This window comes from Flavobacterium microcysteis, from assembly GCF_006385255.1.
Classification (GTDB): Bacteria; Bacteroidota; Bacteroidia; order Flavobacteriales; family Flavobacteriaceae; genus Flavobacterium; species Flavobacterium microcysteis.
The window spans coordinates 1-14,765 of record NZ_VFJE01000046.1 but is presented as its reverse complement, the minus strand read 5'-3'; the positions used below and the strand labels follow the sequence as shown (position 1 = coordinate 14,765).

Annotated in this window: 8 protein-coding genes and 1 pseudogene; 5 read left to right on the top strand and 4 right to left on the bottom strand. The window is 38.5% G+C overall.

Annotated elements, in window-relative coordinates; translation table 11 throughout:
• The first annotated feature begins 37 nt into the window (after nucleotides 1–37).
• From asnB to secDF, 4 genes are all read left to right on the top strand, one after another.
• A complete protein-coding gene (gene asnB / locus FJA49_RS00570; protein WP_139997765.1) occupies nucleotides 38–1,654 on the top strand; it encodes an asparagine synthase B in 1,617 nt (538 codons plus the stop codon).
• A 220-nt stretch (nucleotides 1,655–1,874) separates the two neighbouring features.
• Nucleotides 1,875–3,815, top strand: a complete 1,941-nt coding sequence (gene gyrB, locus FJA49_RS00565) for a DNA topoisomerase (ATP-hydrolyzing) subunit B (protein WP_139997763.1) — start codon at nucleotides 1,875–1,877, stop codon at nucleotides 3,813–3,815.
• Between the two features lie 54 nt (nucleotides 3,816–3,869).
• Nucleotides 3,870–4,805 carry a malate dehydrogenase gene (mdh, locus tag FJA49_RS00560; RefSeq protein WP_139997761.1) on the top strand — a complete coding sequence of 312 codons (936 nt, stop codon included), beginning with the start codon at nucleotides 3,870–3,872 and terminating at the stop codon, nucleotides 4,803–4,805.
• A 221-nt stretch (nucleotides 4,806–5,026) separates the two neighbouring features.
• Nucleotides 5,027–8,044, top strand: coding sequence for a protein translocase subunit SecDF (gene secDF / locus FJA49_RS00555; protein WP_139997760.1), 3,018 nt, complete (start codon nucleotides 5,027–5,029; stop codon nucleotides 8,042–8,044).
• 370 nt (nucleotides 8,045–8,414) lie between these two features.
• Here the strand turns inward: secDF and lgt are convergent, their stop codons facing one another.
• The 4 genes from lgt to folE form a co-directional block, all read right to left on the bottom strand.
• Nucleotides 8,415–9,344: a prolipoprotein diacylglyceryl transferase gene (gene lgt, locus FJA49_RS00550; RefSeq protein WP_139997757.1), complete on the bottom strand. Its 930-nt coding sequence runs from the start codon at nucleotides 9,342–9,344 to the stop codon at nucleotides 8,415–8,417.
• 66 nt (nucleotides 9,345–9,410) lie between these two features.
• Entirely contained in the window at nucleotides 9,411–9,704 is a 294-nt protein-coding gene (gene yidD / locus FJA49_RS00545; RefSeq protein ID WP_139997856.1) for a membrane protein insertion efficiency factor YidD, read from the bottom strand.
• Between the two features lie 9 nt (nucleotides 9,705–9,713).
• A complete protein-coding gene (gene cysS / locus FJA49_RS00540) occupies nucleotides 9,714–11,192 on the bottom strand; it encodes a cysteine--tRNA ligase (protein WP_139997755.1) in 1,479 nt (492 codons plus the stop codon).
• Nucleotides 11,193–11,256: 64 nt separating this feature from the next.
• A complete protein-coding gene (gene folE, locus FJA49_RS00535; protein WP_139997753.1) occupies nucleotides 11,257–11,928 on the bottom strand; it encodes a GTP cyclohydrolase I FolE in 672 nt (223 codons plus the stop codon).
• A gap of 157 nt (nucleotides 11,929–12,085) precedes the next feature.
• Here folE and FJA49_RS00530 point away from each other — a divergent pair.
• Nucleotides 12,086–14,765, top strand: a pseudogene (locus FJA49_RS00530) (hypothetical protein); the annotation flags it as partial.

The window sequence follows — 14,765 nt, the reverse complement described above, 5'->3', positions numbered from 1 at the left end:
TGCTTTAATAAAATAACCAAATTTAAAAAGTAAAGGTATGTGCGGGATATTAGCAATTATAGGAAAAGGGAAAGATGAAGAATTAGTAAAACAACTTTCAAAAAGGATGTCGCATCGTGGGCCGGACGAAAGTGACCTATATGTTACTGAAAACGGACATATCTTAAGTCATGAGCGCTTGTCGATTATTGACCTGCATTCCGGAAGACAGCCTATAAAAGGAACCAAATCCGCTTATATGGTTCATAATGGCGAAATCTACAACCATCAGGAATTAAGAGACACGGTATTGAAACATCATACTTTCCGAACCAAATCAGATTCGGAAGTAATCGTACATCTGTATGAAGAATTCGGATATGATTTTTTAAACAAGCTGGATGGCGACTTTGCTTTTGTTGTTATTGATGGCGATGATTTTATAGCGGGAAGAGATGCTGTTGGTGTGAAGCCATTGTATTACGGACTTGATGAAAGAGGACGCATTTATTTTGCTTCAGAGATGAAACCCATAGCCGACCAATGCAAAACATTCGCAACTTTTCCTCCGGGACATTATTACACGCAAAAAACAGGTTTCGTAAAATATTACAGACCAGAATATGAAGACCATGAAAAAGCTACAGAAGTTCTGGATTTGTCGAAAATAAGGGAGACTTTAACCGAAGCTACAAGAAAAAGATTGATGAGTGATGTGCCTATTGGAGTATTGCTTTCCGGTGGATTGGATTCCTCCTTAACATCGGCCATAGCAGCAAGATTGCTAAAAGAAAAAGGCAAAGAATTGCGCTCGTTTTCTATCGGACTAGATGCCGAAGCACCTGATGCAAAAGCGGCCCGAAAAGTAGCTGAGTTTTTAGGAACAGAACACCATGAAATCTATTTTACAATTGAACAGGGAATTGAGATTCTGGATAAATTAATCTGGCATCTGGAAACCTATGATATTACTTCTATTCGTGCCAGTACGCCAATGTATTTTCTTTCAAAAGCAATTACAGATATGGGTGTGAAAGTAGTGTTGTCCGGAGAAGGAGCCGATGAGATTTTTGGCGGATATCTTTATTTCAGAAACGCACCATCAACAGAAGATTTTCAAAAGGAAACCATTGAAAGAGTACAGAAATTGTTTACTGCCGATTTGCTTCGTGCAGACAAGTCAACAATGGCTCACGGACTCGAAGCTAGAGTGCCATTTTTGGATAAAGCATTCCTGGATTTGGCAATCAGCATCCGTCCAGAAGAAAAACAACCAAAAACATATGATGGAGTTGAAAAATACATTCTCAGAAAAGCATTTGACACACCAGAAGACCCTTATTTGCCACAGGAAGTATTGTGGAGGCAAAAGGAACAGTTTTCAGACGGTGTAGGCTATAACTGGATTGATACGTTGATTGAGTATTGCTCTTCACAAGTTACAGATTTGCAAATGGAGCAAGCCGCAGAGCGATTTACATACAACACTCCGGTAACAAAAGAAGCCTACTTCTACCGCGATATATTTCATAAGCATTTTCCTCAGTTGAGTGCAGCCCAAACTGTTAGAAAATGGATACCGAAATGGCAAGATAACTTAGACCCGAGCGGTAGGGCAAATGCGGCACATATTCAGGCAGATACTGCGATATCAAAAGCTAATGCTGTTGCCTGATTTAAAAAATAAGTTTAGTTTGTTTGTTGCAAAAGCGTTCACTTTAGAGTGGCGCTTTTTGCTTTTTTAAAAAGGTCTGCCAGGTGTTGAAAAATAAATGGCTAAACCTTAAGAATGTTGATAACTTAAGTGCTAAAATCTCCTTTTGTGACTGATTATCACTCCTGTTTTTATATATTTGTTCGTTAAACAAAAAAATACCTTTTTAGACAGATTATATATGAGCGAAGAAATCAATAAGAGCAGTTATTCAGCCGATAGTATTCAAGCATTAGAAGGGATGGAGCACGTTAGAATGCGTCCATCGATGTATATTGGAGATGTAGGTGTAAGAGGTTTACACCACTTAGTTTATGAAGTTGTCGATAACTCGATCGATGAAGCAATGGGTGGCTATTGCGATACTATTTCCGTTACCATTAATGAAGATAATTCCATAACAGTTGAAGATAACGGTCGTGGAATTCCTGTAGATATCCATAAAAAAGAAGGTGTTTCCGCACTTGAGGTTGTAATGACTAAAATTGGTGCCGGAGGTAAATTCGACAAAGATTCGTATAAAGTTTCCGGAGGTTTGCACGGAGTAGGTGTTTCGGTTGTAAACGCCTTGTCCAACCATATGAAATCTACCGTTTTCCGTGATGGAAAAATTTATGAGCAGGAATATGAAAGAGGAAAAGCGATGTATCCTGTAAAACAGATTGGCGAGACTGAAAAAAGAGGTACACGCCAGACTTTTTATCCGGACGATACTATTTTTACGCAAACAACAGAGTTTTCATACGATACGCTTTCTGCCCGTATGCGTGAGCTTTCCTTCTTGAATAAAGGCATCACCATTACTTTTACAGACCGAAGAGAAAAAGATGAAAAAGGAGAATTCATAAGCGAAGTTTTCCATTCTGACGAAGGTCTTAAAGAATACATCCGTTTCTTAGACGGTAACCGTGAGCCTATCATTTCACATGTAATCAGTATGGAAAGCGAAAAGGGAGAAATTCCTGTTGAAGTAGCTTTGATTTATAATACCAGTTACTCAGAGAATATTTTCTCTTATGTAAACAATATCAATACCCATGAAGGAGGAACGCACTTGCAAGGTTTCAGGACTGGTTTGACCCGTTCTCTAAAGAAATATGCTGATGCTTCTGGTCTTTTGGAAAAACTAAAATTCGAAATCACAGGAGACGATTTCCGTGAAGGTCTTACGGCCATTATTTCCGTAAAAGTTTCGGAGCCGCAATTTGAAGGACAAACCAAAACGAAATTGGGTAACAGAGAAGTAGTTTCTCCGGTTAGCCAGGCAGTTGGAGATATGATTGAAGCGTATTTGGAAGAAAATCCAAATGATGCAAGAGTAATCGTTCAGAAGGTTATTTTGGCAGCACAAGCGCGTCACGCAGCTAAAAAGGCTCGTGAAATGGTGCAAAGAAAAACCGTTATGGGTGGCGGTGGATTGCCAGGTAAATTATCTGACTGTTCGGAGCAAGATCCGGCAAAATGCGAAGTTTTCCTTGTCGAGGGAGATTCTGCGGGCGGAACTGCAAAACAAGGGCGTGACAGGAATTTCCAGGCGATTTTGCCATTGCGTGGTAAAATCCTGAACGTTGAAAAAGCGATGCATCACAAAGTATTCGAAAATGAGGAAATCCGAAATATTTTTACAGCTCTTGGTGTAACTATAGGAACGGCTGAAGATTCGAAAGCTTTGAACTTAGAAAAATTAAGATACCATAAAGTAGTAATCATGTGTGATGCCGATGTCGATGGTTCTCATATTTCTACCTTAATATTAACCTTCTTCTTTAGATTTATGAAAGAGCTGATTGAAAACGGACACGTTTACATCGCAACGCCTCCTTTATATATGGTGAAGAAAGGAAACAAAAAAGAATATGCATGGAATGATACCCAACGTGATGAAATTACGGAAAGAATGGGTGGAGGTTCTAACATACAGCGATATAAAGGTCTTGGAGAGATGAATGCGGAACAATTGTGGGAAACTACCTTGAATCCGGACTTCAGAACTTTGCGTCAGGTAACAATTGACAGCCTTGCAGAAGCAGATCGTATTTTCTCTATGTTGATGGGTGATGAGGTGCCGCCTCGTCGTGAGTTCATCGAGAAGAATGCGGCCTATGCCAAGATTGATGCATAATCTCTTTTGAATCATTTTGAAATAAACAACAACAAATAAACAAATACAATTATTATGAAAGTTACAATAGTAGGTGCCGGAAATGTGGGCGCAACCTGCGCTGATGTGATTTCCTACAGAGGAATTGCCAGTGAAGTAGTTTTATTAGATATTAAAGAAGGATTTGCAGAAGGTAAAGCAATGGACATCATGCAATGCGCTACAAATACTGGATTTAATACAAAAGTTTCCGGAGTAACCAATGATTATTCTAAAACTGCTAACAGCGATGTTGTGGTAATCACTTCAGGTATTCCTAGAAAACCAGGAATGACAAGAGAAGAATTAATCGGAATTAATGCTGGAATCGTTAAGTCGGTTGCAGAAAATGTTTTGAAATATTCTCCAAATACCATCGTGGTTGTAGTTTCAAATCCAATGGATACAATGACCTACTTGACTTTAAAAGCAACCGGACTTCCAAAAAACAGAATCATCGGAATGGGTGGTGCTTTGGATAGTTCACGTTTCAGATACTATTTGTCAAAAGCTTTAGACAAACCGTCTAATGATGTTTCGGCTATGGTAATTGGAGGACATGGTGATACAACTATGATTCCATTGACTCGTTTGGCTTCTTATAATGGTATTCCGGTTTCTGAATTTCTTTCACAAGAAGCTTTGGATAAAGTAGCAGCAGATACTATGGTTGGTGGTGCTACATTAACAGGACTTTTAGGAACTTCGGCTTGGTATGCTCCAGGAGCTTCTGTGGCGTATTTAGTTGACAGTATCTTAAATGATCAGAAGAAAATGATTGCTTGCTCTGTATTCTTAGAAGGAGAGTATGGGCAAAACGATATTTGTTTGGGTGTTCCTTGTATTATAGGGAAAAATGGTATAGAAGAAATTCTTTCTATCAACCTAGATGAAAAAGAAAAAGCATTGTTGGCGAAAAGTGCCGATGCGGTAAGAAATATGAACGCCGATTTGAAGTCGGTTTTGGCATAATTTCTACCTTATAAATTAAGAGACTGCTTCTTGCAGTCTTTTTTTTATGATATAATTAGCAAATTAATTGGTTAATCTTTTGGTTAATTATATATTTGCTCGTTTTAAAAAAAAGGGAATAAGTCAAGTTTTACTGTTATTATCTGATAACTACTTGATTTGGTCTGTTTTATCTGTTTAAACACATCAAGAATAAGAAATTTAATTAATTTTTAGTAATAATGCAGAATAGAGGACTCGTTAAATTTTTTGCAATTTTATTTGCATTGGTAAGTATTTACCAACTATCATTCACATTTGTCGCCAACCGCGTTAAGAGTGATGCAAAAGCTTTTGCTAACGGAGATGAGAAAAAAGAAGTAAAGTATCTGGATTCAATCGGCAAGGAAAAAGTATACAGCCTTGGCTTTACGGAGTTTACTTACAAAGAAGTTTCCGATAAGCAAATCAACAAAGGGCTTGACCTTGAAGGTGGTATCAATGTGATTTTGCAAATTTCTGTAAAAGACGTTTTGAAAACTTTGGCTAACCACACAAAGAACCCAGTTTTCAATAAGGCTTTAGAAAGTGCTGATAAAAATCAACAAGGTAACCAAGATTATATCGATGCCTTTTTTGTAGCATTTGATGAAGAGTCTAAAGGAGCAGTAAAATTAGCAGATCCTGAAGTTTTTGCACACCGTAACCTTGAAGAAGTTAACTTTAATATGAGTGACTCTCAAGTAAAAACAATCATCAAGAGAAAAGTTAAAGAATCTGTTGAAAGTGCATTTAGAGTATTGACTGAGCGTATCGATAAATTCGGTGTAGTACAGCCAAATATTCAGATGTTAGGTGAATCAGGAAGAATCTTGGTAGAACTTCCAGGTGCAAAAGATGTTGACCGTATTAAAAAATTATTGCAAAGTACTGCCCAGCTTGAATTCTGGGAAACGTATAAGGTTGAAGAAATGGGTAATTTCTTGATGGCTACTAATGAAGTCCTTAAGAAAACCGATAAAGCAATCGAAACTAAAGAAACTCCTAAAACTGCTAACGATACTATTGGTAACCTGTTGACAGATGCGTCAAAAGGTGCTGATTCTACAGCTGTAAAAGGAAACAATCCTTGGATTGATAAGATGACTGCTTTTGGACAAGGTCCTATCTTGGGGTATTTCTCTGCAAAAGATACTGCAAAAATCAACTCTTATCTAAAAATGCCGGAAGTGAAATCGCTTCTTGCAGGTGAGCAGCGTTATGCTAAATTTGTTTGGAGTAAGCCTCAATCTATAAATGTATTAGAAAAGCAGATTGTTGATCCGGCTAAAACACCTAAATCTAAAAAAGTAGAGGTTTTAGAACTATACGCATTAAAAGGTAACAGACAAAATACTCCAGCAATGAGCGGAGGAGTAGTAACTGATGCTAGCGACAAATTCGACCAGATGGGTAAACCATCTGTAGAGATGATCATGAACAGCAAAGGAGCTAAAGATTGGGAAGCTCTTACTGGAAAAGCATATACTGAAAAAGGATTCATTGCTATCGTTTTGGATGATGTAGTATATTCTGCGCCAGGTGTAACAAGCGGTGCTATCACAGGTGGTATTTCTCAGATTACAGGTAACTTTGATATTTCTGAAACAAAAGATTTAGCAAACATTCTTAGAGCGGGTAAATTACCAGCTTCTGCAGACATCGTTCAGTTTGATGCTGTTGGTCCATCATTAGGACAAGAAGCGATTGATAATGGTATTACTTCAGCTTTAGTTGGATTGTTACTAGTTTCGCTTTGGATGGTTGTTTATTATGGAAAATCAGGTTGGTATGCTAACGTTGCATTGGCAGTTAACTTACTTTTCTTATTTGGTATCTTGGCTAGTATTGGTGCAATCTTGACATTGCCTGGTATTGCGGGTATCGTATTGACAATGGGTACAGCGGTAGATGCTAACATTATCATCTACGAACGAGCGAAAGAAGAATTGCGAATGGGCAAGACTTTAGAAGAAGCCGTAAAAGTTTCTTTCAGCTGGAGAGGAGCGATGTCTTCTATTACAGATGCGAACGTAACCCACATCTTAACTGGAGCTGTATTATTCATTTTTGGAACAGGACCAATCAAAGGTTTCGCAACTACGTTGTTGATCGGTATCTTCACATCTCTATTTACATCTATCTTCATTACAAGAATCTTGTTAGAGTGGAGTATTTCGAGAAAGAACAACCTGACATTTGTAACATCAATGTCTAAAAACTGGTTTACAAACTTCAACTACGACTTCTTAGGTAAAAAGAAAATCACTTATATTTTCTCAACCTGTGTTGTTATCGTGAGCGTTGCTTCATTCTTCATCAACGGACTTGACGAAGGTGTTGACTTCAAAGGAGGTCGTACATTCCAAATCAGATTTGAAAAGCCGGTAGAAGCTTCTGAAGTATCTGATGAACTTACAAAAGTATTTGACGGAGTGGTTCAGGCTAAAGTATTGGGAGATAAAGAACAGCTTAAAATTGTTACTAAATATAAGATTGATGACGCAAGCTCTGAAGCTGATGTTGAAGTAAACAAAATGTTATTTGACAACCTTAAGAAATATTATGGACCGGATTTGACTTATGAAAAATTCGTAAATGCATATGACGGAAAAACTGTAGGTATCGTATCCTCTTCTAAGGTAGGTCCTGCTGTTGCAAAAGATATCAAGACAAACTCTTTCTGGGCTGTTTTAGGAGCTATGGGAATCGTTTTCCTTTACCTGATGATAAGTTTCAGAAAATGGCAGTATAGCCTTGGTGCGATTGCAGCTGTTGCGCACGACGTTATCTTCGTTTTAGGTATTTATTCATTATGTTATAAATTCATGCCATTCCATATGGAAATGGACCAGCACTTTATCGCAGCTATCCTGACAGTAATTGGTTACTCGATGAACGATACGGTAATTGTATTCGATAGAATTCGTGAATATCTTGCAGGTAAAACAAAAGGAAGCTTCAATGAAATCGTAAACAGATCAGTTAATACTACAATGTCAAGAACTTTAAACACTTCGTTGACAATGATCATGGTATTATTAATCATGTTTATCTTTGGTGGTGAATCTATCCGTGGATTTATATTCGCAATGCTTGTAGGTATCATCGTAGGAACATACTCTTCGTTGTTCATTGCAACGCCAGTTCTTTGTGACTCGATTTCAGATGCTGAGCACAAGAGAATTGAAGAAATGCACAATAATACTGAGAACAAATAATAAGTTCTTTTATAGATAATGAAAAGCCCGATAGAGATATCGGGCTTTTTTGTTTTATAGGGTTTTCGGGAAGCTTGTGTTAAATGGGTAAGGAGCTAAAGTCTGTTTCAAGCCTCGCTCTTATAAGCTTTGCGCCTTAGCACTTTTGTGAGATAATAGTTGCTCGCAAAGGCGCTAAGGCGCAAAGTAAATAATTCTTTGTGTGCTATTAAGTAAAGATAGGATCGAGGGGTTTGGTATATAAACGTAAATCAGCCTTTTTTAGAGCTTTTGTCTGCTTTAGGTTAAATGGGATTGAGAAATGCTTGAAGGCTTATAAAAGCCAATAAAAAAGGGCCCGAAGGCCCTTTTGAAATTTGATATGTAATTTCTATAAAGAACTTACCTTTTTTTCTGCATTGAAGATAAAATACAAGCCGGCAATTATAAAAGGAATACTTAGCCATTGTCCGGTTGAGAAAAGGCCTAGAGACTCTTCAATTCCGCCCTGGCTTTCTTTTACGAACTCTACTAAAAAACGAACAGCCCATAGTAAGACTAAAAATAGACCAAAAAGATATCCGGTTTTTTCTCGGGCTTGCGTTTTCCAGTAAGAGAAAAATAGGATAAAGAAAACAACCACATAGCCTACAGCTTCATATAGCTGTGCCGGATGCTTGGCCGGAACCTGTTGTAATATAGCTGCATATTCAGGATTAGTTGCAATTTGGTGGTAAGCATCTTTGATATTGTTGGTTTTGGTTTCAATCATAGCCACATCAGGCTTGATGCTATCTCGTACAAATTTAATTCCTAATGGAGAATCCGTTTTGTGACCTACGATTTCAGAATTAAAGAAGTTTCCTAGTCTTACAAAAATAGCGCCGCAGGAAACAGGAATAACAATACGATCCAAAATCCACATAAGCGGACGCTTGATAACGTTTTTGCTGTAAAAATACATTGTGATGATAATAGCTATCGCAGCTCCATGGCTGGCCAATCCTGAAAATCCGGTAAATTCAAAATGCGGTTTTGTCTTAAATGGAAGGAAGACGCTCCAGAAATCCTCACGGAACAACTCCGACTGATAAAAAATGACATGGCCTAAGCGGGCTCCTATTAATGTTGCAAAAAAGGTATAAATAAAGAGCGTGTCCAATTTTTCGATTGATTCGCCTTCACGCAAATATATCTTTTTCATTAAATACCATCCTAGTACAAAGGCAATTACAAACATCAGGCTGTAATAACGCACTACGAAAAAACCTAAGTCAATGCCCTCTGATGGATTCCAAACAATGTTTAGAGCTGTAGTCATAATTTTGAAGTTCTGAATTTAGCTGTAAAAATAAAGATTTGATTTTAATCGAATCAAAAAAAGGCGTTAATGTTTATGCTTGCAGGCTTTTTCAGGAACAGGATCATAACCTTTTCCTCCCCAGGGATTGCAGCTCAGTATTCTGCGGATTCCCAAATAACCACCTTTAAATAAACCATGCTTTTGAAGTGCTTCTATTGTATATTGAGAACAAGTTGGCTGGTATCGGCAGGCAGAAGGTAAAAAAGGAGATATGCCGCCTTGATAAAACCGGATCAGAAGTACAAACGGAGCGATAAGTATCTTTTTCAGATTCAAAATAGTGCTGTTAAAAAAAATGATGAAACTGTAAAGCTTCATCATGATTTGTTAGTTTATAGAGAATGTCGTCCCTTCTTTACCATCTTTGAGATTGATTCCGAGATCAGTAAGTTGGTCCCTAATTTTGTCAGACAGTGCAAAATCCTTATTGGCTCTTGCTTCATTTCGCATTCCTATAAGCATATTGATGACATTGTCAAGTTTGTCGTTATTTTCAAGTGACTTTTCGTTTGTCAGTCCCAAAACGTCAAACAAGAAATTTTCAATAGTCTTGGTGAACAGGTTTAGGTCTTCTGAAGTAATCGTCTCCTTATTTTCTTTTAGCAAATTAATATAACGAACGGCTTCAAAAAGCTGTGCTATCAATATTGGAGTATTGAAATCATCGTTCATGGCATCATAGCACGCTGCAATCCATGTCTGGATATCAAGTGATGATTTTTCAGAAGGAATGATTTCGTTTATCGTATCATACGCATCCATCAATCGCACGAAACCTTTTTCCGAAGCTGCTATCGCATCATCTGTAAAGTCAAGATTACTTCTGTAATGTGCCTGAAGCATAAAAAAGCGTGCTACGGCAGGAGCGTATTTTTTGCTTAAAAAAGGACTGCCGCCGGAATAGATTTCTCTTGGCAATATATTGTTTCCGGTAGACTTGGCCATTTTTTTACCATTCAGGGTAAGCATATTGGCGTGCATCCAGTAATTTACAGGAGCTTCTCCGGTACAAGCTTCATTTTGTGCAATTTCGCATTCGTGATGAGGAAATTTAAGATCCATCCCGCCGCCATGAATATCAAAATGATTGCCCAAATATTTTGTGCTCATTGCCGTACATTCCAAATGCCATCCAGGAAAGCCATCACTCCAAGGAGAAGGCCATCGCATGATGTGTTCCGGTTCGGCCCTTTTCCATAAGGCAAAATCTTGCGGATTTCGTTTGTCAGATTGACCGTCAAGTTCACGGGTATTGGCAATCATATCTTCGATATTTCTGCCGCTTAATTTTCCGTAATTATGGGTCTTATTAAATTTCTGAACATCAAAATACACAGAGCCGTTAGAGACATACCCAATGCCATTTTCGATAATCTTTTTGATGATCTCAATTTGCTCTATAATATGCCCCGTAGCAGTAGGTTCTATGCTAGGTGGAAGGAAATTAAACTCCTTTAAAATTTCATGAAAATCAACAGTATAACGCTGCACGATTTCCATCGGCTCGAGTTTCTCAACACGCGCTTTTTTGGCAATCTTATCTTCACCTTCATCTTCGTCGTCTACTACGTGCCCAACATCGGTAATATTACGTACATAGCGTACTTTATATCCAAGATGTAGCAGGTATCTGAAAACAACATCAAATGACATGAATGTCCTTACGTTTCCTAAATGCACATTGCTGTAAACTGTTGGCCCGCAAACATACATTCCTACATTGCCCTCATGAAGGGGAACGAAAACTTCTTTTTCTCCGGAGAGAGAATTGTATATTTTTAGATTCTGAGTTTTGTACAATGGCATAGGTTGTCGGTTTTAAAATTTGAGCCTGATTGAGTTATCTGCAAAAGGCTATGAGGTCAGTTGCTTAAAACTGAGTGTCAAATTTAATATAATCTAGGAATTCTCGTCTCGTAGCTTCATTTTTAAATTTACCGCCAAATTCAGAAGTAACAGTGCTGCTTTCGATATCTTTAATTCCACGTGAATTTACGCAAAGGTGTTTAGCATCAATTACGCAGGCTACATCTTCCGTATTCAGGACTCTTTGCAGTTCCTGAACAATCTGCATTGTAAGTCGTTCTTGAACTTGTGGGCGTTTTGCAAAATACTCAACAATACGGTTCATTTTAGAAAGGCCAACCACTTTTCCATTGGAAATATAAGCAACATGGGCTCTTCCTATAATTGGTAGCAAGTGATGCTCGCAGGTAGAATATAAAGTAATATTTTTTTCTACCAGCATTTCACCGTATTTGTAATTATTGATGAAAGTAGAAGCGTTTGGTTTTTTTGCCGGATTCAAGCCGCCGAAAATCTCTTTTACAAACATCTTGGCAACACGGTTTGGAGTGCCTTTCAGACTGTCGTCCGTAAGGTCCATTCCCAACGTTAAGAGAATGTTTTCAACATCTTTTTTTATAAGCTCGATCTTTTGGTCATCTGGGATGTCAAAGGCATCGCTTCTTAAAGGATTTTTTGCATTTGTGGCAATATGGTTATCTCCAATTTCGTCTAGAAAATCTTCGTTATTTGTCATTGAAAATTATATATTATGGTAAGTATGTATTAAAGACTGCAAAGATAAATAATTAATAGCAAAGAAATTCCATAGATGTTAAATTTAAAAATTTTCAAAATTTAAGATAATTATTTCTTAAATTTATGTAAATTTCGCTCCTCAAAATAATCTAAAAATGAAAAAGAATTATCTTTTATTATTCTTATTTGCTTTATTGTTAACGAATAGTTACGGCCAGGATTTGGGTTGTGTCCGCGTAAATGCGAATACTCCGTTGCCTATTTGTAACGTTGGTGATTCCAGGACCATCACGGCTTCACCACCGATTAACAGTATCCCTAGACAGACTTCAACTTATAACATTTCTCAGACTCCTTTTGTATGGAGAAGTCCTGACAACATTAATGATATAACAAGTATCACTTCGGATGATAAATGGTCGGGAATTATTCCGCTGAGAGGAAAGCAAACAGTACCTTTTAATTTTTGTTTTTTTGGACAAAAATATAGTGATTGTTTGATAGGGGATAATGGAGTTGTTACCTTTAGTATTTTAGGGCATCCAGATTCACCAACAGGTTTGTATAGGCCGAGTGTTCAAGTACCAGCTGAAAGTGGTAGTGGATGGGCTTTCAATGCGACGATTCCTTCTGGTCCAGGTTATGGCCCGCCATACAAAAATGCAATCATGATGTTGCAGGATTTGAATATTGCGAATGGTCCTACCTCGACCAGTACGATTAACTATTTTACAGTTGGTACATATCCATGTAGAGCGTTCGTTGCCAACTGGCAAGACGTACCTCATTTTTCTTGTAATCCTACTGTACAAGGATATCAATCCTACCAAATCGTATTGTTTGAGTCTACTAATATTATAGAAATTCACGTAAGAAAAAGAACATCTTGCGGCGGTTGGAATGGAGGGAATGGTCTGCTTGGTATTCAAAATGCAGATGGTTCTACAGCATATTCTCCAACAAGTCCAAATAGAAATACAGGTACTTGGCAGGTTCCGGAAACTCAATCAGAAGCATGGAGGTTTAGTCCAAGCGGTCCGATGGTTCCGGTTACATACGAATGGTATGAGGCAAGTAACCCTGGTACGATAATAGGAACGGGTCAAACAGTGACAGTAAGTCCTGCAGTATCGACTACCTATTGTGTTAAGGCTACATTCGGAAGTTGTAGTCCAGCAATCCCACCTATTACGGCCACAGATTGTACTATAGTAAAAGTAGGGGAGCCTGTAGGTTATCCTCCAAAAAATATCAAACATTGTACTACTGATACTAATCCTCGAATTTTTGATTTAGCGATTAATACGGATGTCGTCCTCGGTACGACTGTTCCCGGACCGCCGGACAATTTGAACCCGTATGATTTTGATATTAATTATTATGAAACCCTTGCGGATGCCAATTTAGATGCGAATCCGATAAATACAGCGTTTTATGATCCTGCAGATACGGATGCGCCAGTGTTATATACACTTCCGGCACCGGATATGACTAAAACAGTGTATGTTAAAATACTTGATATTATATCAAACTGTTCTTATATTCTTCCTTTTGACTTAATCCTAAGAGATTGTGATGCAGAGCAAATAGCACCAATTATTATGTGCGACATTAGCAATGACTCACAGGAAAATTTCAATTTAAATGATGAATTGCCGGCAATCAATGCTGCAATTGCAGCTGAAACGGGTAATCCGCTTCCGGCTGACTTCTCGATAACTTTCCATGAATCTGAAGCTGATGCTGACGATGTTTCAACAGCTCTTACTCCTGCGGAAGTAATCTCTTATCCAGGTACTACTGGTGATAGAGTATATGTTAGAGCAGAAAGTATTGCAGATCCTACATTCTATTATGTGTATTACTTTGATTTGCGTTTGGTGCCTACACCAACTGCAACTATCTCTGGAACTGCACAAATCTGTGAAAATTCAACAGCAACCATTACAATAACTGGAACGGCTGGAGCTACTGTTCGATATACTGATCATACAGGTGCTACAATAACTGTTGTTTTAGTAGATGATGGTACTGGTACAAATACAGGAGTCTATACCTTTGCAACACCAGCTGTTGTTGCGGCAAACTCACCATATGTTTATACTTTGGTTGATGCTAGTTTGACAACTGCTGGAATAACTTGTATACAACCATTAACAGGTTCGGCTACTGTAACTGTTGGAGGTTTGCCAACTGCTTCAATCACTACAGCAGATACTTCTATCTGCGAGGGGAGCGGTCTTACCATCGATGTTCAGGGTACTCCTGGTACTACGGTGACCTTTACTGACCCTAATGGCGTAACGCAGATACTGCCTCTTGACCCTACGACGGGCAACGCTACTATTACCGTTCCAAACACTCTTACTCCTGGAACCTATACCTATACATTGGTAAAAGTATCCACGACCAGCACGCCGCCTTGCGAGCAGAATGTTACGGATTCGGTTATCATAACCGTAAGGCCTATGCCAACGGCTACAATCCACCAGGTAGATGCCCAGGTATGTCTTGGCAACCCGTCCAGGGTAATACTTAGAGGAGAACCAAATGCTACTGTTTTTTATTTACTTGACGGTAATGCAGACAATAAAACGCTTGATACTACAGGAGAATACGTTATTCTTGAGGTACTTCCTACTGCTGGCACGCATACCTACACCCTTGTTGGTGTAAGGTCAGGCGTTGCCCCAATGTGCACGCAACCTGCAACAGGCACTGTCAGCATCGAGGTAACGAATGCCCCGACTGCGACGATATCGACATCTACCCCCGTGATCTGCGAGAACGGCACCGGCACGGTAACGATTACCGGCACGCTTAATTCCCAGGTCA